General features: G+C 69.1%; 15 protein-coding genes and 1 pseudogene. 2 read left to right on the top strand and 14 right to left on the bottom strand.

Features of this window, described 5'->3' with window-relative positions:
• Nucleotides 1–19: 19 nt before the first annotated feature.
• The gene (locus SLNSH_RS01530; protein ID WP_106334866.1) at nt 20–1,615 is read right to left on the bottom strand and encodes a gamma-glutamyltransferase family protein; all 1,596 of its coding nucleotides are present in this window, start codon (nt 1,613–1,615) and stop codon (nt 20–22) included.
• Nucleotides 1,616–1,732: 117 nt separating this feature from the next.
• Here SLNSH_RS01530 and SLNSH_RS01535 point away from each other — a divergent pair, with 117 nt between their 5' ends.
• Nucleotides 1,733–1,969 (top strand): hypothetical protein, encoded by a 237-nt coding sequence (locus tag SLNSH_RS01535; RefSeq protein WP_106334867.1) that lies wholly within the window; start codon nt 1,733–1,735, stop codon nt 1,967–1,969.
• A gap of 113 nt (nt 1,970–2,082) precedes the next feature.
• Here the strand turns inward: SLNSH_RS01535 and SLNSH_RS01540 are convergent, their stop codons facing one another.
• The 3 genes and pseudogenes from SLNSH_RS01540 to puuE form a co-directional block, all read right to left on the bottom strand.
• Nucleotides 2,083–2,457, bottom strand: a complete 375-nt coding sequence (locus SLNSH_RS01540; protein WP_106334868.1) for a DUF1850 domain-containing protein — start codon at nt 2,455–2,457, stop codon at nt 2,083–2,085.
• A 22-nt stretch (nt 2,458–2,479) separates the two neighbouring features.
• The gene (locus SLNSH_RS01545) at nt 2,480–3,430 is read right to left on the bottom strand and encodes a TAXI family TRAP transporter solute-binding subunit (RefSeq protein ID WP_106334869.1); all 951 of its coding nucleotides are present in this window, start codon (nt 3,428–3,430) and stop codon (nt 2,480–2,482) included.
• A 414-nt stretch (nt 3,431–3,844) separates the two neighbouring features.
• A pseudogene (puuE, locus tag SLNSH_RS01550) lies at nt 3,845–4,744 on the bottom strand (allantoinase PuuE); the annotation flags it as partial.
• Between the two features lie 131 nt (nt 4,745–4,875).
• On the opposite strand from puuE, the gene SLNSH_RS01555 reads away from it, so the two are divergent.
• Nucleotides 4,876–5,979: a peptidase C39 family protein gene (locus tag SLNSH_RS01555; protein WP_106334871.1), complete on the top strand. Its 1,104-nt coding sequence runs from the start codon at nt 4,876–4,878 to the stop codon at nt 5,977–5,979.
• 156 nt (nt 5,980–6,135) lie between these two features.
• Here the strand turns inward: SLNSH_RS01555 and SLNSH_RS01560 are convergent, their stop codons facing one another.
• The 10 genes from SLNSH_RS01560 to SLNSH_RS01605 all read right to left on the bottom strand — a co-directional run bounded on the left by SLNSH_RS01560 (nt 6,136) and on the right by SLNSH_RS01605 (nt 20,897).
• Nucleotides 6,136–7,722: a gamma-glutamyltransferase family protein gene (locus SLNSH_RS01560; protein ID WP_106334872.1), complete on the bottom strand. Its 1,587-nt coding sequence runs from the start codon at nt 7,720–7,722 to the stop codon at nt 6,136–6,138.
• Nucleotides 7,723–7,836: 114 nt separating this feature from the next.
• On the bottom strand, nt 7,837–9,069 hold the full coding sequence (locus SLNSH_RS01565) for a phenylacetate--CoA ligase family protein (protein ID WP_106334873.1): 1,233 nt from the start codon (nt 9,067–9,069) through the stop codon (nt 7,837–7,839).
• 17 nt (nt 9,070–9,086) lie between these two features.
• Entirely contained in the window at nt 9,087–9,935 is an 849-nt protein-coding gene (locus SLNSH_RS01570; RefSeq protein WP_106334911.1) for an ABC transporter ATP-binding protein, read from the bottom strand.
• 166 nt (nt 9,936–10,101) lie between these two features.
• Nucleotides 10,102–11,451 (bottom strand): ABC transporter substrate-binding protein, encoded by a 1,350-nt coding sequence (locus SLNSH_RS01575; RefSeq protein WP_106334874.1) that lies wholly within the window; start codon nt 11,449–11,451, stop codon nt 10,102–10,104.
• 86 nt (nt 11,452–11,537) lie between these two features.
• Entirely contained in the window at nt 11,538–12,614 is a 1,077-nt protein-coding gene (locus SLNSH_RS01580) for a branched-chain amino acid ABC transporter permease (protein WP_106334875.1), read from the bottom strand.
• Between the two features lie 12 nt (nt 12,615–12,626).
• A complete protein-coding gene (locus tag SLNSH_RS01585) occupies nt 12,627–13,583 on the bottom strand; it encodes a branched-chain amino acid ABC transporter permease (RefSeq protein WP_196240192.1) in 957 nt (318 codons plus the stop codon).
• Nucleotides 13,584–13,791: 208 nt separating this feature from the next.
• Nucleotides 13,792–14,595 (bottom strand): ABC transporter ATP-binding protein, encoded by an 804-nt coding sequence (locus SLNSH_RS01590; protein WP_106334876.1) that lies wholly within the window; start codon nt 14,593–14,595, stop codon nt 13,792–13,794.
• Nucleotides 14,592–16,574 (bottom strand): AMP-dependent synthetase/ligase, encoded by a 1,983-nt coding sequence (locus SLNSH_RS01595; RefSeq protein ID WP_106334877.1) that lies wholly within the window; start codon nt 16,572–16,574, stop codon nt 14,592–14,594. The genes SLNSH_RS01590 and SLNSH_RS01595 overlap by 4 nt, the downstream gene beginning before the upstream one ends.
• Nucleotides 16,575–17,011: 437 nt before the next feature.
• A complete protein-coding gene (locus SLNSH_RS01600; RefSeq protein WP_106334913.1) occupies nt 17,012–20,497 on the bottom strand; it encodes an indolepyruvate ferredoxin oxidoreductase family protein in 3,486 nt (1,161 codons plus the stop codon).
• Nucleotides 20,498–20,666: 169 nt separating this feature from the next.
• On the bottom strand, nt 20,667–20,897 hold the full coding sequence (locus tag SLNSH_RS01605) for a hypothetical protein (RefSeq protein ID WP_146140145.1): 231 nt from the start codon (nt 20,895–20,897) through the stop codon (nt 20,667–20,669).
• Between the last annotated feature and the right edge of the window lie 384 nt (nt 20,898–21,281).

The following is a 21,281-nucleotide window of genomic DNA, read 5'->3' on the forward strand; positions in this document are numbered from 1 at the left end:
GTCTCTCCACTAGGCGAATTCAAACTCCGGCCGAGCCGCCGTCCGACCGCGGGTCGTGAATGGCAACCACGGCGCCGTTGCGCGGGTCGCGCGCGAGCAGGCCGGCATGTCCGAGGTGGTCGGAATAAGCCTCCGGCAGCACCTCAACCTCGTGGCCGGCCTGCTCGAGGCGGCGCACCAGGCTCGGGTCGAACCGGTTCTCGAGCTTCAGCGACGTGGAGGCCGAGCCCCAGGTTTTGCCGAGCAGCCAGCGAGGCGCGTCGACAGCAGCAGCCGGGTCCATGCCGAAACGCGCGTAGCGTGTGAACAGCGCGGCCTGGAACTGCGGCTGCCCGTCCCCGCCCATGGAGCCGTATGAAAGCACCCGCCCGTCGTCCAGCACGGCGAGCGCGGGATTGAGCGTATGGAACGGCTTGCGCCCCGGCTCCAGCGGGTTCGCCGCGTTTGGGTCGAGCGAGAACGAGATCCCGCGGTTCTGCCACAGCATGCCGGTGCGCGGCAGCACGCAGCCCGAGCCGTACTCCCAATAGGTGGACTGGATGTACGAGACCGCCATGCCTTGGGCGTCGATGGCGCCCATCCACACCGTGTCGCCCTCTCCCCAGGCGAGCGGGAACTGCGCCGCCCGGCTCATGCTGATCGCCGCGGCTTCCTTGTCGAGCCACGCCGGAGTCAGATACCCGGCCGGATCGAAGCGGAGCCGGTCCGGGTCCGTGACCACCGCATCGCGCACCCGGAAGGCCCGCTTGGTCGCCTCCACGAGGCCGTGGATGTGCTCGAAGCTCTCGCCCCGCTCCACCCCGAGCCGGGCGAAGAGCCCCAGGATGATGAGCGAAGCCAGCCCCTGGGTGGGGGGCGGGAAATTGAACACCTGCGCGCCGGGAATCGCGACCCCGAGCGGCTCCACGAACCGGGCCCGGTAGCGCTCCAGGTCGCCCCGCGTCACCGGCGCGCCGAGCTGGTCCAGGTCTGCGCCGATCTCGCGCCCGACGTCGCCGCGGTAGAAATCGTCCAGGCCGGCATGCGCGAGCTGCTCCAGCGTCGCCGCGAGCTGCGGCATCCGGCGAACCGTCCCCGCCTTGGGCGTCGCGCCGTTCTCCAGGAACAGCGCGGCGAAGCCAGGCGCCTGCCTGAGGTCCTCGAACAGGTTCGGAACGGTCCGCGCCTCCGACGCGCTCACCGGGCATCCTTCCCGGGCGTGACGGATCGCGTCCGCCAGCAGCGTGGAAACCGGCATGCGGCCGCCCAGCGCCTTCGACAGCTCCAGGGCCTGCGCCCAGCCGCCAACCGCGCCCGCCACGGTTACGGCGGCGTCAGGCCCGCGCGACGGGATTGCGTCGACACCCTTGTCCCGATAGCGCCGGATCGTGGCGAGGCTGCCCGCGGGCCCGCAGGCCTCCACGGCCCGCACGCGGCCGCCCGGCTCGCGGATGAGCCAGAACGCATCGCCGCCCACGGCGTTCATGTGCGGGTAGACCACCGCGATGGTGGCCGCCATGGCCGCCATGGCCTCAATGGCGTTGCCACCCTCGGCCAGCACGGCCCGGCCGCTTTCGGATGCGAGGTGGTGGGGAGCCGCCGCGGCGGCGCGGGAAAAGACGGGAGTGTCAGCCATCGTGGTCAATACGTGAGAAACTCATGAGCCCCGGCGGGCGCCCGAAGGCCGGGCATCCTTGCACGCCGCCGCGCCGCGATATAGTGCAGTGAACGTAGAGCGAGAGAGGAGCACCGCGTGGCCGCATCCGGCAGCCTGAACAGCAAGAACCTGATGACCGTCGTCAGCCTGGGCATCCTGGTCGGCACGGAGATCGTCGGCCTCGCTCTCGCCGCCGGCTGGGCGCTCGCGGGCCTGCTGCAGCTCGGCGCAACCTGGGAATACGCCTTCATGGCCGTCTTCGGGACGGTCGGCATGTACGCCCTGTTCCGCTTCATGAAGCGGGCGATCAGCGTCGAGCCCATCCGGAGCTGAGGCTCCGCTCCGATCGTCCAGACCGTCGTAGCGAGCGCGGCGAAGCCATCCAGGGCGGGGGGGAAGGCGCTTCCTGGCATGGAAGCCCATGGCCCAGCCAGTCGGGGTGACGGTCACTCGCAACCCTTCAGCGTGACAGGGTCGGCGTCCCCCGGCGCCAGTTCGCCCATGGTCCGGCAGCGCCCGTCGGCGCACAGGCGCCAGTCAGCCGTGAAACCGGAGCGCCGCAAGACGACCTCCGGCAGCGGAGGCACATGCGGCGTCCACCGCCAGTATCCGTCCTGCAAGCGCGCCTCAGGCGGCGGCTCCATGCCGGCGCCCATGCCCTTGACTCGCGCTTGGACGAGTTGAAGGCCGGCGGGCGTCACCCGCCAGTCCTCTTCCCATGGGATCTTCTCGATGGAATGGGTCCAGGCGAGCGTGAAGGCGGCGACGCCCGCGAGCTTCGCCGCCAGCGCGCCACCGGCGTAGAGGCAGAGTCCCGGCACGCTCAGCCGCGCGCCGCCCGCCTCACTTCAGGACGCCCTTTTCCTTGAAGAACTTCTCCGCCCCGGGGTGCAGCGGGAGGGGCATGCCCTGCAGGGCGTTCTCCAGCTTGATCTCCTTGCCGGCGCTGTGCGCGGCCGCCAGCTCCGGCAGGCGGTCATACATGGCCTTGGTCATCTGGTAGACCGTGTCCTCCTTCATGTCGGACCGGGTCACCAGGTAGTTCACCACGGCGGCGGCCTGCACGTCCTTGTCCTGGCCCTGGTAGGTGTTCGCCGGAATCGTCGCCTTGACGTAGGGCGCGCCGACCTTGTCCACGACCTCGGCCGGGATCTCCACCACCACGATGTCCACCGAGGTGGCGAGGTCGCGGATGGCCGCGACGCCGAGGCCGGCCGACTGCAGCGTGGCGTCGAGCTGGCGGTTCTTCATCAGCTCCACGGACTCGGCGAAGGGCAGATACTCCACCTTGCCGAGGTCCTTGTAGGTGATGCCCGCGCCGCCCAGGATGGCCCGGGCGTTGAGCTCCGTGCCGGACTTCGGCGCGCCGACGGACAGGCGCTTGCCCTTGAGGTCCGCGAGCGTCTTGATGCCGCTGTCCTTGGAGGCCACGACCTGGATGTAGTTCGGGTAGATTGCGGCCATGCCGCGCAGCTTGGTGAGCTTGTTCTTGAAGCCCGCCTCCTCGTTGCCTTCCCACGCAAAGGCCAGGCTGTCGCCAAGCGTAAAGGCGACCTCGCCCTTGCCCTGCTGCAGCAGGTTCAGGTTCTCGACGGAGGCCTTCGTGGCCTGCACGGACGGGCGGACGCCCGGAATGGCTTCTCCGTAGATCTTCGAGAGCGCCACTCCCATCGGGTAGTACACACCCGACGTGCCGCCCGTGAGCACGTTGATGAATTCGTCCGCGGCGGCCGGCCCGGCGACGGCCAGCGTGGCGGCGGCCGCGAAGGCCATGCGGGCGATGCTTCTGAACATTATCGTCTCCCTACGAAGCCCCGAACGGGCCTGCGCGGTTCGGTTTCCGCGCGGTTTCGAGAGGCGCGCGTTCGCGCGGCGCGCCTTGGCGGGGGAGATTGCCGAGAATGCGCCCTCAGGACAAGGCCTTGCGCCACCGAAGGTGAGCAGCTCAGGCCGCGCGCGGCTGGATTTTGTCCAGATCTGGACCGATCCGGCGGCGCTCTTCCATGAGTTCGTAGTCGGCCGTCCTAGGCTCCGTCATCCCCGGCGCGCCGAAGGCGCGGGAAGGGGATCCAGGGGTGACACGCGACCACCGACCCAATCGGGGCCGGACACGACTGGCGCCAGGTTGCCCCTGGATCCCCTTGCCCTCCGCCGCTCCGCGGCTCCGGTCGGGGATGACGGCGAGGCAGGATGACCTCACAATGCTGGATGCACCTCCCGCCAGTGCCGGGCGATGTCGACGCGCCGGGCGATCCAGACCTTGTCGTGCGACTGCACGTAATCAAGGAAGCGCTCCAGCGCCGCTGCGCGGCCCGGCCGGCCCACCAGTCGGCAATGCAGGCCCACATTGAGCATCTTGGGCGCGCCCTCCCGCCCTTCCCTGTAGAGCACGTCGAAGGAGTCCTTCAGGTAGGCGAAGAACTGGTCGCCGCTGTTGAACCCCTGCGCCGTCGCGAAGCGCATGTCGTTGGAGTCGAGCGTGTACGGGATGACGAGGTGCGGGCCCTTGCTGGAGGGGATCCAGTAAGGCAGGTCGTCCGCGTAGCTGTCCGACGAGTAGAGGAATCCCCCCTCCTCCGCGACAAGGCGCTGCGTGTTCATCGAGCAGCGGCCCGTGTACCAGCCGAGCGGCCGCTCGCCCGTGATCTCCGTATGGAGCCGGATCGCCTCGGCGATCTGTCGCCGCTCCTCCTCCTCGGGCATGTCCTTGTGCTCGACCCATTTGAGGCCGTGGCTGGCGATCTCCCAGCCGGCCTCCTGCATGGCCGCCACCTGCTCGCGTCCCCGCGCCATCGCGGTGGCGACGCCATAGACCGTCACCGGGGCGTTACGGCTCGTGAACAGCCGGTGCAGGCGCCAGAAGCCGGCGCGGGCGCCGTATTCGTAGATCGACTCCATGTTCCAGTGCCGCTGCCCCGGCCAGGGCGCGGCGCCGACGATCTCGGACAGGAACGCTTCTGAGGCCGGGTCGCCATGCAGGACGTTGTTCTCGCCCCCCTCCTCGTAGTTGACGACGAACTGAACGCAGACATGAGCGCCGCCCGGCCACTGCGGGTCGGGCGCTGTGCGGCCATAGCCAAGCATGTCGCGCGGATAGGTCTCGGTCATTGGACAGGCTCCGGAAGCGGGGTCTCGACGGCAGAGAAGCGCGCGCGCCGCGCCGTTTCAAGCCGGCGGTTTGCAGGCCTGCCCCCGTCTGCTACGGAAGCGCCGCGCTCCCCTGTCATCGCCAGCCCGCCGTGCCCGACCAGTCCCTGATCCGCCGCGCCGTCCTCGCCGACCTCGACGCCCTCGAGGCGATCGAGAACCGCGTCTTCGACACCGATCGCCTGTCCCGGCGCTCGCTGCGCTACTACATCACGACCGACAAGGACGCGCTGCTCGTCTTGGAGCGCGGCGGCGCCGTGCTGGGCTACGCCCTCGTGGCTTTCCGCCGCGGCGCGGCCCTGGCGCGGCTCTACTCCATCGCGATTCTGCCCGAGGCCGGAGGGGCCGGGCTTGGGCGCAAGCTGCTGGGCGCCGTGGAGGCGGAAGCGGAGGCCCGCGGCTGCATCTTCCTGCGCCTGGAGGTCCGGGCCGACAACACCGCCGCCATCAAGCTCTACGAGCGCAGCGGTTACCGCCGCTTCGGCGTCTACGACGACTACTACGAGGACCACCAGGACGCCCTGCGCTACGAGAAGCGCCTCGCGCATCACGCGACGCCGAACCGGCAGCCGCCGCCCTTCTACGCGCAGACGCTCGATTTCACCTGCGGCCCCTGCTGCCTGATGATGGCGCTGGGCTGGGCCGACCCCGGCTACCGCCCAAGCCGGTCCGCCGAGATCCGCCTCTGGCGGGAGGCCACGACCGTCTACATGACATCCGGGCTGGGAGGCTGCGAGCCCTACGGCCTGGCCGCCACCCTCGCCCGCCACGGCCTGAAGCCGGAGCTGCGGCTCTCGCACGAGGGGCCCTTCTTCCTGGATGGCGTGCGCAGCCCCGACAAGAAGGAGGTCATGCGCATCACCCAGGAGGAGTTCCGGGCCGAGGCGCTCGGCGGGGGCGTGCAGATCGGCCCTGCCCTGGACCAGGCCTCCCTCGCCGCCATTCTGGACGAGGGCGCGATAGCCATCGTGCTGGTCTCCGGCTACCGCATGTTCCGCAAGAAGGTTCCGCACTGGCTTCTGGCGCACGGCCATGACGGCCGGCATGTCTTCGTCAACGACCCCTGGGTCGAGACCGCGGAGCTGGAGACGGACGTGGCGGCCGCCAACCTGCCCATCCCGGCCGAGGAATTCCAGCGCATGGCCCGCTACGGGCAGGAAGACCTGCGGGCGGCCGTGGTGATCCGGAAAGGCTGACGCAAGCGCCTGAACCGCTCAGCCCGCTGGCGAGCGCCCGATCTCTCCGCCGTCATCCCCGGCGGCGCGAAGCGCCGGGAAGGGGATCCAGGAGCAACGCGCGCCCAACGCGCCTTCGGCGCGCCGGGGAGCAAGTCAGGAACCAAGCGGGCTCGTTCACCACCCCAGCGCCATTCCGTCCTTGCGGTGATCCGACGCGCCGAACAGGGCGCCCTTCTCGCGGTCGATCCAGATGGCCTGGCAACCGCCCGTGGGATCGTCCGTGAGGGCCACTGTGTGTCCGCGGCCCTTGAGGTCGGCCACGATCTCCGGGCGGATGGAATCTTCGATCGTCAGCACGCCGTCGAACGCGAAGGAGCGCGGCGCGTCGGAGGCCTCCTGCGGGCTCATGCCGAGCTCGAACACCCGGGCGATGAAATGCGCGTGGCCCGCCGACTGGTACTGCCCGCCCATGACGCCGAAGGGCATGACGCAATGCCCGCCCTGGGTCACCATGCCCGGGATGATGGTGTGCATCGGCCTCTTGCGCGGCGCGATGGCGTTGGCGTGCCCCGGGACGAGCCGGAAGCTGAGCCCGCGGTTCTGCAGCACCACGCCCGCCTTCGGGGCGTAGATGCCGCTCCCGAACCCCGCGAACAGCGAGTTGATGAACGAGATCGCGTTGAGGTCCCGGTCCACCACGGTCAGGTAGATGGTGTCCTTGTGGATTGCCTCGTCCCAGCTCTCGGCCGGGGCGGAGCGGTCCATGCGGATGCCCTCGCGCAGGCGCGCGATGAACGGCTCGGACAGGACGCGGTCGACGTCCACCGGCGTGACGGACGGGTCGCACACGATGAAGTCGCGCAACCGGTACGCCGCCTTGGTGGCCTCGGCGTGGATGTGGACCCGGTCCGCCTCGCTGGCGTTGCGCAGGTCGAAGCCGGCCATGATGCGCATGATCACCAGCGCCGCGAGGCCCTGCCCGTTGGGCGGGCACTCGTGGACCGTGACGCCGGCGTAGTCGGCCGCGATCGGGGCGACATAGTCGGAGGTCTGGGCCGCGAAGTCGTCCACCGTGTGGAGGCCGCCGAGCTCGCGCAGCGTGGCGACGATCTCCTCGGCCACCGAGCCCTCGTAGAACGCCTTGCGCCCGTGCTTCGCGACGGCCCGCAGGGTCGCGCCCAGCGCCGGCTGCGCCCGGCGCTCGCCGACCGCCGGGGCCTGGCCGCCCGGCAGGTACTGCGCCGCCGCCGCGGGGTTGCGCGACAGCTTGTCCGTGAGCTTCGCCCAGTCATACGCCACCCGGGGCGTCACCCGGAAGCCGTTCTCGGCAAACCCGATGGCGGGGGCGAACAGCCGCTCCAGAGGCAGGCTGCCATGGTCCTCATGCAGCCGGCACCAGGCGTCGATGGCGCCCGGCACGGTGACGGCGTGCGGCGTCAGGTCGGGGATCGCGGTCATGCCGCGCTCCTGGTACCACCCCAGCGTGGCGGCCGCCGGCGCCCGGCCGGAGCCGTTGAGCGCGATCGGCATGCCGCCCTTTGGCGCGTAGAGCGCGAAGCAGTCGCCGCCGATGCCGGTCATGTGCGGGTCCACCACGCACTGCACAGCCACGCCCGCGATGGCGGCGTCCACCGCGTTGCCGCCCTCGCGCAGCACGTCCAGCGCCGCGACCGAGGAGGCCGGGTGTGACGTGGCGACCATGCCGCGGTCGCCGATCGCCATGGATCGGCCGGGCGTGACGAAATCGCGGGTGGTGCGCATGGGATTCCTCCAGGATTTTGGGGAAATGCAGACCCCGGCGCGGCCGCGGCGTCAAGGCCGCGCGGCGCATGGCTGAGGCGAGAAGCGAGCCTCCGGGCGAAGAACGATGGAAGGTCAGCCCACGGGCCGCTCGTCCGCGATGACCTTGCCGTCGTTGGGCAGGGACCCCGGCGCGACCAGCTCGACCCGGGCGCGCAGCTTGGTGAAGGCCTGGACGCTCTCGCCCAGCGCCGCCACCAGCGCGTCGGAACAGGCCGCGCTCTCGGCCCGCAGCGTGAACACGTCCTGTTCGTTCTCGCGGGTCACCACCGCGCGCAGGCGGCCGATTTCGGGATGACGCTTCGCCACCGCGGCGATCTGCTCCGGGCGGACGAACAGGCCCTTCACCTTGGCGGTCTGGTCGGCCCGGCCCATCCAGCCCTTGATCCGCATGGCCGTGCGCCCGCACGGCGAGGGCCCCGCCAGCACGGCCGTGAGGTCGCCCAGCGCCAGGCGGATCACCGGATGATGAGGGTCGAGCGACGTCACCAGCAGCTCGCCCACCTCCCCCTCCGGCACGGGGTCGCCCGTGCCCGGCCGCACGATCTCCAGGATGAACTCCTCGCTGGCGACCAGCCCCTCGCGGGCCGGCGTCTCGTACGCGATCACGCCCACGTCGGCCGTCGCATAGGCCTGGTAGGCCTCCACCCCGCGCTCGCGCAGGTGGTCGCGAAGCGACGGCGGAAACGCCGCGCCGGACACCAGCGCCTTGCGGATGGAGGACGCGTCCCGGCCGGCCTCGGCCGCCTTGTCGAGCAGGATCTTCAGGAAGTCGGGCGTGCCCGTGTAGGCCATCGGTCGCAGGTGCTCGATCACCTCGAGCTGCTGCTCCGTGTTGCCGGGCCCCGCCGGGATCACCGGGCAGCCCAAAGCGCGCGCGCCGGAATCCAGGATGAAGCCGCCCGGCACGAGGTGGTAGCTGAAGGTGTTCAGGACGATATCGCCGGCCCGGAAACCGGCCGCATGGAGCGCGCGCGCCGCCCGCCAGGGGTCCGGCCCCCGCCCTTCGGGCTCGAAGATCGGCCCCGGCGAGGCGAACAGCCGGCCGAAATGCCCGACCGGCTCCGCCACGAAGCCTGCGAAGGGCGGATCCGCCTTTTGCCGCCCCGGCAGCTCGGACTTGCGCAGCACCGGCAGCTTCGCCAACGCCTCGCGGCTGGTGACGGAGACGGGATCCACCGCGCCGAGATGCGCGGCCCAGCCCGGCCCGGACAGCGCGTTGGCGATCACATGCGGGAGGCGGGCGAACTGGTCGGCCTCGCGCTCGGCGGGCGAGCGCGTTTCGAGCGCGTCGTAGTGGTCGGACATGCGTTTCCCTTGCGGCCTCAGGCGAGCCAGCGCTTGCGGCGCTTGTAGCTCTTCACCTCGCGGAAGCTCTTGCGGTCGGCGCCCGCGACGCCGAGGTAGAACTCTTTCACGTCCTCGTTCTCGCGCAGCGCGTCGGCTGCCCCGTCCATCACGACGCGGCCGGTCTCCAGGATGTAGCCGTAGGTCGCGTAGCGCAGCGCGATGTTCGTGTTCTGCTCGGCCAGGAGGAAGGACACGCCCTCCTTCTGGTTCAGCGTGCGGACGATCTCGAAGATCTCCTCCACCACCTGAGGCGCCAGCCCCATGGAGGGCTCGTCCAGCAGGATCATCTTGGGCCGGGACATCATCGCCCGGCCGATGGCGCACATCTGCTGCTCCCCGCCGGAGGTGTAGCCCGCGATGGACCCCTTCCGCTGCCGCAGGCGGGGGAAGTAGTCGTAGATCATCTCCATGTCGCGCCGGATCGCGGCGTTACCGTCGCGGCGCGTGAACGCGCCGGTGAGCAGGTTCTCCTCGATGGTGAGGTGGCCGAAGCAGTGGCGGCCCTCCATCACCTGGATGCACCCGCGGCGCACCAGGTCGTTCGGCGTCAGCCGGTCGACGCGCTGGCCGTCGAACTCCACCGTGCCCTTCGTCACCTCGCCGCGCTCGGCGTGGAGAAGGTTCGAGATGGCTTTCAGGGTCGTGGTCTTGCCGGCCCCGTTGGCGCCCAGCAGCGCAACGATGCCGCCCTTCGGCACCGTCAGCGAAACGCCCTTCAGCACCAGGATGACGTGGTCGTAGACCACCTCGATGTTGTTGACGGCCAGGATCGTCTCCGCGACGGGCGCGGCTGTGGCGTCGTGAGGTGCCAAGGCGGCGGTCATGGCGATAAGCCTCGGGGTCTGTTCATGCGCCGGAACCGTCATTGCGAGGAGCGGAGCGACGAAGCAATCCAGGCGTGGGCGCGAGCCGCCCTGGATTGCTTCGCTGCGCTCGCAATGATGGAAGAAGAGGCGGTCGCACCGGAGCGCGACCACCGTTATCAAACGCTCACGAAGCCTTGTCGCAGGGCTCGCTGCGCTTGGGCCAGCCGGGGTTCTTCTCGGCGTAGTCCTGGGCGGCGGCGTCGAGCAGCGGCTTCACCTTGTCGGGCATGGGCTCGATGGGGTCCGTGATCTTGACCCACTTGGCGCCGTCCCACTGCTGGATGAAGGCGGGGCGGTGGCCGTTGTGGTTGTCGCAGGTGAGCTTCAGCGTCCCGGTGAAGCCGGCGAGGCCGAGCTCCTTCAGGCGCGCCTCGTCGAGGTTCAGGTTCTCGAGGCCGCGCCGGACGTCGGCGCCGTCCACCGCCTTCTTGCCGGTGATCTTCTGCGCCTGGGCGATCCCTTCGGCGATCAACAGCGAGTTGTAGACGCCGCGGTTGTAGAGCAGCTCGCCAACCTTGTCCTTGTTGGCCTTGCTCAGCCCCTTGTCGACCACGAACTTCTGGATGTCCTTCAGCGCCGGGTAATCGGTTCCGATCCCGTGCCAGTTGATCATCTTGAAGCCCTTGGCGCCGTCCGTGCCCCTGATGTCATCCTCGCCCGGCCACCAGATCGAGACGAACTTCTCCATCGGGTAGTTGATCTTGGCGGCTTCCTTGATGGCGGTCGGGTTCATGGCGCCCCAGCCGTACATCACCATGAAGTCCGGCCGGTCGCGCCGCACCGAGAGCCACTGAGACGACTGGTTCTGCATGTCGCCGGGGGCGACCGGGTAGAGCTTCAGGTCGAAGCCGAAGTCCTTGGCGAGCTGCTCGAACAGCGGGATCGGCTCCTTGCCGAATCCGCCGTCGAAGTAGATGTAGCCGATCTTCTTGCCCTTGAGCTTCTCGAGCCCGCCCTCCTGCTGGCCGATATAGCGCAGGATGATGCCGAGGCCGTCCCAGTAGGTGTCCGGCGGATTGAACACCCACGGGAAGATGTCGCCGCGGGCGGAGGCCGAGAGGCCATAGGCCATGGACAGGATCGGGATCTTGTCCACCGACGCCTTCGGGATCAGCGGCAGGGTGATGCCGGTGGACCAGGGATTGACGACGACGGGCTTCTTGCCCTTCACGGCGTCATAGCACTCCAGGCCCTTCTTCGTGTCGTACCCGGTCTCGCACTCGTCCAGGACGATCTTCACGCCTCCGATGCCGCCGTCGCGCTCGTTGAGCATGGTCAGGTAGTCGCGCATGCCGTCGGCGATCGGGATGCCGGAGCCCGCGAAGGGGCCGGTGCGGTAGGTGAACAGCGGGACGTAGATGCCTTCCTGCGCGGCCGCCTGGCCGATGGTCGCGGCTGAGCCGAGCGCGGTTGCGCCCAGCAGCGCCGCGGCGGCGAGAACCCTGCGGGCGACGCCCGCCTTACGCTTGGTCATTCTGTTCTCCCTCGAGGTCCGCGCCTTTCCGGCGCCGGACTGTTGCGACCTGGCGGGTTCTGCGCCCGCCTCTTCACCTCCGCTCCCTAGTAGGGGAACGGCCAGATTCTCAGCTTCTGCTTGCCCGTCTGCCACAGGCGGGCGAGGCCGTGCGGCTCGGCGATCAGGAACACGATGATGAGCGCGCCCACGATGATGAACTGCAGGTGCTCCACCGTGGCGGAGGCGATCGGCAGGCCGAGCGCCGCCGGCAGCATGCGCAGCACGATCGGCAGCATGTAGATGAGCGCCGCGCCCATGAAGGAGCCGATCAGGCTGCCGAGCCCGCCGATGATCACCATGAACAGCACCAGGAAGGACTGGTTGATCACGAAGACCTCGGGCTCGGCGCTGCCGTACCAGAGGAACACCATGAGCGCGCCGGCCACGCCGCAGTAGAAGGACGACACCGCGAAGGCGAGCAGCTTGGTGGTGAGCAGGCGGATGCCCATCAGCTCCGCCGCGATGTCCATGTCGCGCACGGCCATCCAGGCGCGGCCCACCCTGCCGTGCACCAGGTTGGAGGCGAACCAGGTGAGCGCCGCCACGACGCTGAGCAGCACCAGGTAGCGCGCCGTCGGGGTGGCGTTGGCGCCCGTGATGACCACGCCGAACAGGGTCCGCTCGGGCACCTCGATCGCGCCGGAGGTGTTGTAGTTCACGAGCCAGGGGATGCGAACGAAGCACCACTGCAGGAAGAACTGCGCCGCCAGCGTGGCCACCACCAGGTAGAAGCCCTTGATGCGCAGGCTCGGAAGCCCGAACAGCGCGCCCACCCCGGCCGAAACGAAGCCGGAGGCGATGATCCACACGAGGATGTTCACGCCCGGGAACCAGCTGGTCAGCTTGTAGCAGGCGTAGGCTCCGACCCCCATGAAGGCGGCCGTGCCGAGCGAGATCAGGCCGGTGTAGCCGGTGAGGATGTTGAGGCCGATCGCCGCCAGCGAGAACACCAGCGTGGGGATCATCACGCTGGAAAGGAAAAACTGGTTGCCGAAGACGGGGATGATCACGAAGGCGATCAGGAGGATGACGGCGATTCCGATCCGGTCCTGCCGGATCGGGAAGATCGCCATGTCGGCGGCGTAGCTGGTCTTGTACTGCCCTGCTTCGCGGTAGAACACGGACCGGCTCCGTCAGATGCGTTCGATGATCTTTTCGCCGAACAGGCCCTGCGGCCGGAACAGCAGGAAGGCGAGTGCGATGCCATAGGCGAGCCAGCTCTCGATGCCGCCGCCGACGAGCGGGCCCCAGTAGAATTCGCCGAGCTTCTCGCCGATTCCGATGATGAGGCCGCCCACGATGGCGCCGGGCACGGAGGTGAAGCCGCCGAGGATCAGCACCGGCAGGGCCTTCAGGGCGATGACCTGCAGCGAGAACGACACCTCAGACCGCGCGCCCCACATGATGCCGGTGACCAGCGCCACGATGCCGGCCGTGAACCACACGATGGCCCAGATCTGGTTCAGCGATATGCCGACCGAGAGCGCCGCCTTGTGGCTGTCCGCCACGGCCCGCAGCGCCCGGCCGATGCGGGTCTTCTGGAAGAAGAAGGCCAGCGCAGCGATCATGACGGCGGCGATCACCGCGGCCGCGATGTCGATCTTCTGCAGGCTGACGAAGCCGCCCAGGATCTTCAGGTCGATCGCCCCCTTGGGCAGGTAGAGCTCGTCCGCGATCATCCGCTTCGGGTTGCCGCCGAAGATCAGCTCGCCGAGCCCGATCAGCACATAGGTGATGCCGAAGGTCGCCATGAACAGGATGATGTCCGGCTGGTTCACCAGCGGCCGCAGCACCACCCGCTCCACCGCGACGGCCAGCACGAACATCACCGCGACGGCGAGCCCCAGCGCCAGGAAGGCGGGCACGCCCATCTCGTGCAAGCCAACCAGCGTGAGGGCCGAGAACACCACCATGATGCCCTGGGCGAAGTTGAACACGCCCGAGGCCTTGAAGATCAGCACGAAGCCGAGCGCGATCAGGGCGTAGAGCACGCCCGAGACGAGGCCCTCCCACAGCGTCTGGACCAGCAGGTCCGGCGCCTGTCCCATCTGCACCCACGGGTCCACGAAAAGCGCGTAGAGGATGTTCATGTGGCGCGCTCCGTGGCGGACATGTCGCAAGCGGCTCGGCCCCTCATCCGACCTCGCTTCGCTCGGCCACCTTCTCCCCGTGCCGGGGAGAAGGGTTCGCAGCGGCGCCGTTGCTGCGACGCGCCCCCTCTCCCCGGGCGCGCATTGCGCGCCACAACGGGGAGAGGGCTGGGGTGAGGGGCGGTCGGGACGATCACAACGGCCATCATCAGTGCGACACGCCCAGATAGGCGTCGATGACCTTCTGGTCGCTCTTCACCTGGTCCGGGGTCCCGTCCGCGATCTTGCGGCCGTATTCCAGCACCACGATGCGGTCGGAGAGGTCCATGACCACGCCGATGTCGTGCTCGATGAGCGCGATGGTGGTGCCGTACTGGTTGTTCACGTCGAGGATGAAGCGGGACATGTCCTCCTTCTCCTCCAGGTTCATGCCCGCCATCGGCTCGTCGAGCAGCAGCAGGTCCGGCTCCATGGCGAGCGCCCGGCCGAGTTCGACCCTTTTCTGAAGCCCGTAGGGCAGCTTGCCGACCGGCGTCTTGCGGATGGCCTGAATCTCCAGGAAATCGATGATTTCCTCGACCTTCCTGCGGTGCTCGATCTCCTCGCGCATCGCCGGCCCGTGGCGGAACAGCTGCCAGAAGAAGGAGCCCTGCATCTTGAGCGTCCGCCCGGCCATGATGTTGTCGAGCGTCGACATGCCCTTGAACAGGGCCACGTTCTGGAAGGTGCGCGAGATGCCCTGCGAGGCGGCCACATAGGGCCGCATCTTCTGGCGGGTCGCGCCCTTGTAGGTGATGCGGCCCTGCTGCGGGTGGTAGAACCCGTTGATGACGTTCAGCATCGATGTCTTGCCCGCGCCGTTCGGGCCGATGATGGCGCGGATCTCGCCCTTGCGGATGTCGAACGAGACCTCCGTGATGGCCTTCACGCCGCCGAACGACAGCGACACGTTGTCGACGGCGAGCAGCACGTCCCCGGCCACGAGCCCATCCTTGCCCCCGGGCGCCCTCATGCCGCGTTCTCCATGGCTGGCGCCGGCGCGGCGACCGGATAGGTGGCGCAGTCGCGGATCTTCACCCGGGCGGCGATGACGCCCTTGCGGCCGTCCTCGAAGGTGACTTCCGTGCGGATGTCGGCCTCCGGCGAGCCATCATAGAGCGCCGTCACCAACGGGGCGTAGCGCTCGGCGATGAAGCCGCGCCGCACCTTCTGGGTGCGGGTGAGCTCGCCGTCATCCGCGTCCAGCTCCTTGTGCAGGATCAGGAAGCGCTTGATCTGGGCGCCGCCCATCATGGGCTCGACCGCGAGCGAGCGGTTCACCTCGTCCACGTGCCGGGCGATCATGTCGTAGACCTGGGGGTGCCCGGCGAGCTCCTGGTAGGAGGCGTACACGATGCCGTTGCGTTCGGCCCAGTTGCCGACGGCGGTCAGGTCGATGTTGATGAAGCAGGACACGGAGTCCTGCCCGTCCCCGAAGGCGACCGCCTCCTTGATGTTGGAATAGAACTTCAGCTTGTTCTCGACGTATTTCGGCGGGAACAGCGAGCCGTCGCGCATCTTGCCGACGTCCTTGGCCCGGTCGATGATCTTGAGGTGGCCGGTGGCGTCGAAGAAGCCGGCGTCGCCCGAGTGCACCCAGCCGTCCGCCGTCTTTGTTTTCGCCGTGGCCTCCGGGTCCTTGTAGTAGGCCTGGAACACGCCGGGCGAGCGGAACATCACCTCGCCGTTGTCGGCGATGCGCACCTCCACCTCCGGCGCCGGCCGCCCGACCGTGTCGGCGCGGATCTCGCCGTCCGGCTGCATGGTGACGTAGACCGCCGCCTCCGTCTGCCCGTAGAGCTGCTTCAGGTTGATGCCGAGCGACCGGAAGAAGCGGAAGATCTCCGGCCCGATGGCCTCGCCGGCCGTGTAGGCCACCTTGATGCGCGAAAAGCCGAAGCGGTTCTTCAGCGGCCCGTACACCAGGGCCTCGCCCAGGCCGTAGAGCAGCCTGTCCGTCAGCGAGACGCTTTCGCCGTTCAGGATGGGCTCGCCGACCCGCTTCGCCACGTCCAGGAAGTAGTGGAACATCCGCCGCTTCAGCGGAGCCGCGTCCTCCATGCGCACCATCGTGAGAGTGAGCAGGTTCTCGTACACGCGCGGCGGCGCGAAGGCGTAGGTGGTGCCGATCTCGCGCCGGTCCTCCACCACCGTGTCCGGGCTCTCCGGACAGTTCACGCAGAACCCGGCCACCAGCGACTGCGCGTAGCTGAAGATGTGGTCGCCCACCCAGGCCAGCGGCAGGTACGCGATGGTCTCCTCCGTCTCGTCCAGCCTGTCGAAGGCGCAGCCGTTGCGGGCCGAGATCAGCACGTTGTCATAGGTGAGCATCACGCCCTTGGGGCGGCCCGTGGTGCCCGACGTGTAGAGGATCACCCCGAGGTCGGCGCCCTTGCCGGCCGCGATGGAGGCGTCCAGCGCTGCGGCGGCGGCAGGGTCCGCCCTGAGCGTCTCTGCGCCGCGCGCCAACAGCCTCTCGATATGGTGCAGCCGCGTGTGGTCGTAGTCGCGCAGGCCCCGCTCCTCGTCGTAGAGGATGTGCCGCAGGTTCGGGATGCGCTCGGAGATGGAGAGCAGCTTGTCGACCTGCTCCTGGTCCTCCACGGCCGCGAGCTTCACGTCGGCGTGGGCCAGCACATAGGCCATCTCCTCGGCGACGCTGTCGGAATAGACCGGCACCGGGATCGCGCCCAGCATCTGGGCGGCCATCATGGACCAGTAGAGCCGCGGGCGGTTCGTGCCCACGATGGCGATCGTCTCGCCCGGCTGCAGGCCAAGTTCATGCAGCGCGGCCGCATAGGCCCGGCACAGGCCGTGGACCTCGGCCCAGGTCCAGGTCTGCCAGATGCCGAAATCCTTGTGCCGGATCGCCGGCCGGGCGCCGCGATCGCGCGCGTTGCGGCCCAGCAGCTTCGGAAACGTGTCGTCGCGCGTGGACGCGGCGGCGGCCATCCTCTGATCCCTCCCAGGCGGACTGGCGCTGGCCAGTCCGCAGTCACGGCGCGGCCTTTGGTGGCCGTCTTCGGTGCGATGTTACCGCTTCGGGGGCGTGGCCGAAGCGGGGCGGCATGCGCAGAGCGCGCGCCAGCCATGACAGGAGGTTAGCCGCCGCGCGGCCCGACACAAGCTCGACTTTGGTGCATTGTTTCGCATTCGCAGGACGCGCGGCTTCGAAAACCGTGCGCGAATGCGACGAACGTCCTCGCCGTCATCCCCGGCGCGCCGCAGGCGCGGGAAGGGAATCCAGGGGCAGCACGCGCCGAACTCTGGCCAAGGCAGNAATCCAGGGGCAGCACGCGCCGAACTCTGGCCAAGGCAGAGGCCCGCCTCCTGGATCCCCTTCCCTCCGCGCCTTCGGCGCTCCGGCCGGAGAGGACGCAGAGAAACCCCTACTCGGCCGCCAGCGCCTGGGCCGGCGGGCCGGCGCGGAACTGGGCGAGCAGGGCCGCCTCCTCCTTCTTGGCCGCCTCGACGTTGCGGTCCTTGATGTAGCCGTAACCGCGCATCTTCTGCGGCAGGGACGCGATGGCCGTCGCCAGCGCCACGTTGCCGGGATCCAGCTTTTCGAGCAGCTCCGGCAGCAGCGCCTCGTACTCGGCAAGCAGCCGGCGCTCCATGCGCCGCTCCTCCGTGTGGCCGAAGACGTCCAGCGGCGTGCCGCGCACCCGGCGAAGTCCGGCCAGCAGGCGCATCGCCCGCAGCATCCAGGGCCCGAACGTCGTCTTCACAGGCCGGCCCTGCTTGTCCTTGCGGCCCAGGATCGGCGGGGCAAGGTGGAAGGTGAGCTTCAGGTCGCCGTCGAACTGCCCGCGCAGCGCCTTCAGGAACTCGCCGTCCGTGTACAGGCGGGCGACCTCGTACTCGTCCTTGATCGCCATGAGCTTGAACAGCGAGCGGGCCACCGCCTCCGTGAGCGCCGTGGAGCCCGGGACCGCCCGGGCCTCCGCCTCGCGCACGCGCTCCACCCAGCCCGCATAGCGCCGGGCGTAACGCTTGCTCTGGTAGGCGGTGAGGAAGGCGGTCCGGCGGGCGACGGCGCCCTCCAGCGAGGTTTCGATCACCCGGTCCTCGGAGAGCTCCGTCTTGGGCGCGACCAGGGCCTCGACCCGGGCTTGGTCCACGGCGCACCGGCGGCCCCACTGGAAGGCCGCCTTGTTCATGGCGATGGCCTCGCCATTGAGCTCGATGGCCCGCTCGATCGACTCCGCGGAGAGCGGCACCTTCCCGAGCTGCCAGGCGTAGCCCAGCATGAACATGTTGCCCGCGATGGCGTTGCCCGTGAGCCCGGTCGCGATCGCGGTGGCGTTGACGAAGCGGACGTTCTCGCGCCCCGCCGCCGACAGCACGGCGCGCTTCACGCGCTCGGCCGGCAGCGAGAAATCCGGGTTGCGGGTGAAGTCGCCCGGCAGCACCTCGGCGGTGTTGACCACCATGGCGGTCTCGCCCTGCTTCACCGCCGCCAGCACCTTGCGGGTGCCCGTCACCGTGATGTCGCAGCCGAGCACCAGGTCCGCGTCGCCCGCCGCCACGCGGATCGAGTGGATGTCCTCCGGCCGAGGCGCGAGCTTCACGTGGCTGTAGACCGCCCCGCCCTTCTGGGCGAGCCCGGCCATGTCGATCATGCCGCAGCCCTTGCCCTCCAGGTGCGCCGCCATGCCCAGGATGGCCCCGATGGTGACGACCCCTGTGCCGCCCACCCCGGTGACGATCACCGAATAGACGCCATCCAGCGCCGGCAGCGTCGGCTCGGGCAGCGGCCCCCAGTCGGCGTCCGAGCCGGCGGCCGGTTTCGCCTTGTGAATGGCTGCGCCCTCCACGGTGACGAAGGACGGGCAGAAGCCCTTCAGGCAGGAGAAGTCCTTGTTGCAGTTGGACTGGTCGATCTGCCGCTTGCGGCCGAACTCCGTCTCCACCGGCTGCACGGCCACGCAGTTCGACTGGACGCTGCAGTCGCCGCAGCCTTCGCACACGCGGGTGTTGATGAACACGCGTTTGTCCGGGTCCGGGTATTCGCCCCGCTTGCGCCGGCGCCGCTTCTCGGAGGCGCAGGTCTGGTCGTAGATCATCACCGAGACGCCCGGACGCTCCGCGAGGTCGCGCTGCACCGAGTCGAGGTCGTCGCGGTGGTGGAACGTGAGGCCGGTCGGCCACATGCCCGAGCGCGGGTACTTGTCCGGATCGTCCGACACGAGCGCGATGCGCTCGACGCCCTCGGCCGCCACCTGGCGGGCGATCATGTCGACCGTCAGCCCGCCCTCATGGCGCTGGCCGCCCGTCATCGCGACCGCGTCGTTGAAGAGGATCTTGTAGGTCATGTGCGTCTTGGACGCGATCGCGAAGCGCAGCGCCAGCACGCCCGAGTGGTTGTAGGTGCCGTCCCCCAGGTTCTGGAACACGTGGCCGCGGGTGGAGAACGGCGCCTCGCCCACCCAGTTGGCCCCCTCCCCGCCCATCTGGGTGAAGCCGTCGGTCGAGCGGTCCATCCACTGCACCATGTAGTGGCAGCCGATGCCCGCATAGGCGCGCATGCCCTCCGGCACCCGGGTGGAGGTGTTGTGCGGGCAGCCCGAGCAGAAATAAGGCGTGCGGCTGGAGACGTCCTTGGTCTCGGCCAGCAGCTCCTGGGCCTGCCGGAGCCGGCGGACGCGTCCGGCGAGTTCCTCGCTCTGGTGATACTTGAGCAGCCGCTCGCCGAGCGCCACCGCGATGTCGTTGGGGTCCAGCGCGCCCTTCACGGGGAAGAGCCACTTGCCGGTCTCGTCCTTCTTGCCGATGCAGATCGGCTGGTTCGCCGTGCCGTAGAGCTCCTCGCGAACCTGCACCTCGATCAGCGACCGCTTCTCCTCCACCACCATCACGAGGTCGAGGCCGCGCACGAAGTCCATCAGCTCGTGCGGGTCTATCGGCCACGGGCAGGCGATCTTGAACAGCCGCAGCCCGATGTCGTTGGCCCGCACCTCGTCGATCCCGAGGTCGTCCAGCGCCTGGCGCACGTCGAGATAGCTCTTGCCGACCGTGACGACGCCGATCTTCGGGTTCCGCCCGCCGGAGAAGATCATCCGGTTCAGCGTGTTGGCCCGCACGAAGGCCAGCATGGCGTCGCGCTTGTGGTCCTGGAGCCGGGCCTCCATCTCCAGGATGCCGTCGCGCGGCCGGATGTTGAGCCCGCCCGGCGGCATGGCGAACTCGGGCGTGACGATCTGCACGCGGTCCAGCGAGCCGTCCACCACGGCGGTGGACTCCACCGTGTCCTTCATGCCCTTGAAGGCCACCCACGTGCCGCAAAAGCGGCTCATGGCCCAGCCGTAGAGACCATAGTCCAGGATCTCCTGCACCCCGGCCGGGTTCAGGATCGGGATCATGACGTCCACGAAGTGGAATTCGGACTGGTGGGCCGTGGTGGAGGATTCGGCCGTATGGTCGTCGCCCATCAGGGCCAGCACGCCGCCGTGCCGGGAGCTGCCCGCCATGTTGGCGTGGCGGAACACGTCGCCTGAGCGGTCGACTCCCGGGCCCTTGCCGTACCAGAGGGCGAAGACGCCGTCATACTTGCCTTCGCCGCGCATCTCGGCCTGCTGGGTGCCCCAGCAGGCGGTGGCGGCGAGCTCCTCGTTGAGCCCGGGCTGAAAGCGCACCTGCGCGGCCTCGAGCTGCTTCTTCGCCCGCAGCAGGTTCTGGTCCAGGGCGCCGAGCGGCGAGCCGCGGTAGCCCGACACGAAGCCCGCCGTGTTCAGCCCGGCCCGCTTGTCGCGCTCGTGCTGCATCATCAGCAGCCGGACGATGGCCTGCGTGCCCGTGAGGAACACGCGATCCTTCGAGAGATCGTATTTGTCGTCGAGGGAAACGTCGCGCAGCGATACCGGCCGATCCGTCATGGCGTCCTCCAGGTCGACCACGTTTTTGACGGTCAACGCCTGAGCTGGCGCTGGGGGTCCCTGCAGGTCCGCTGCGGGACTTCTCCGGTACGACTTCCGTATACGTCAGCATAGCTGACTTTTCTGCCTTGGAAAGAGCCCGAACGTGTTGCGCTGCAACGAATCCGGGCTACTCGTGCGCCAGCCCCCATTCGCCGTGCAGCTTGGGCAGGACCGTGCTGGCGATCGCGTCGAAGGCCGGCCTCTCGGCGTCCGTGTCGACCTCCACCACCCGCCACGTGTCGCCACCGGCGGCTTCGATCTGAACGTTGGTCACCGTGCCCTTGGCCCCCAGCGCCCGGTCCAGTTCGGCCGTGATGATACGCTTGAGCTCCGCCATGGGGACCGCCTGCTTGGCCATGATTGCGTCTCCGTCTTCCTCGCGCCGGCGCGCCATGCTGTCGCGCTCAACCCGGGCCTGAGCCGGCGGGTTCCGTCGCGGAAGCCTGCCCCACCCACTGGAATGCGAGAGGCAGGCGCCCCGCCCCCCTTCTCCCGGGGGGAGAAGGCCGCGCGCCTCGCCTTCTCCGCGTCATCCCCGGCGGCGCGCAGCGCGGGAAGGGGATCCAGGGCCGCAGTGCAACCGCGCACCCCTTCTCCCTGTCGAGGGAGAGGGGGCAGGATGAGGGCCGTCGCCGATGCGCCCCACCCCGCACCCCCGCGCCGCCGGAGAGATCGGCGTCCCATGGCCCCTGGATGCCCTTCCCGCGCCTGCAGCGCGCCGGGGATGACGGCGGAGGCGCTT

The organism is Alsobacter soli, from assembly GCF_003004785.1.
GTDB classification, from domain to species: domain Bacteria; phylum Pseudomonadota; class Alphaproteobacteria; order Rhizobiales; family Beijerinckiaceae; genus Alsobacter; species Alsobacter soli.

Bases quoted from the DNA above. Each gene is read 5' to 3' on its own strand.
- SLNSH_RS01595 (WP_106334877.1), bottom strand. From the start codon at position 16,574: ATGGCCGCCGCCGCGTCCACGCGCGACGACACGTTTCCGAAGCTGCTG.
- SLNSH_RS01565 (WP_106334873.1), bottom strand. From the start codon at position 9,069: ATGTCCGACCACTACGACGCGCTCGAAACGCGCTCGCCCGCCGAGCGC.
- SLNSH_RS01605 (WP_146140145.1), bottom strand. From the start codon at position 20,897: ATGGCCAAGCAGGCGGTCCCCATGGCGGAGCTCAAGCGTATCATCACG.
- SLNSH_RS01590 (WP_106334876.1), bottom strand. From the start codon at position 14,595: ATGAGGGCGCCCGGGGGCAAGGATGGGCTCGTGGCCGGGGACGTGCTG.
- SLNSH_RS01575 (WP_106334874.1), bottom strand. From the start codon at position 11,451: ATGACCAAGCGTAAGGCGGGCGTCGCCCGCAGGGTTCTCGCCGCCGCG.
- SLNSH_RS01585 (WP_196240192.1), bottom strand. From the start codon at position 13,583: ATGAACATCCTCTACGCGCTTTTCGTGGACCCGTGGGTGCAGATGGGA.
- SLNSH_RS01560 (WP_106334872.1), bottom strand. From the start codon at position 7,722: ATGCGCACCACCCGCGATTTCGTCACGCCCGGCCGATCCATGGCGATC.
- SLNSH_RS01600 (WP_106334913.1), bottom strand. From the start codon at position 20,497: ATGACGGATCGGCCGGTATCGCTGCGCGACGTTTCCCTCGACGACAAA.
- SLNSH_RS01530 (WP_106334866.1), bottom strand. From the start codon at position 1,615: ATGGCTGACACTCCCGTCTTTTCCCGCGCCGCCGCGGCGGCTCCCCAC.
- SLNSH_RS01570 (WP_106334911.1), bottom strand. From the start codon at position 9,935: ATGACCGCCGCCTTGGCACCTCACGACGCCACAGCCGCGCCCGTCGCG.
- SLNSH_RS01545 (WP_106334869.1), bottom strand. From the start codon at position 3,430: ATGTTCAGAAGCATCGCCCGCATGGCCTTCGCGGCCGCCGCCACGCTG.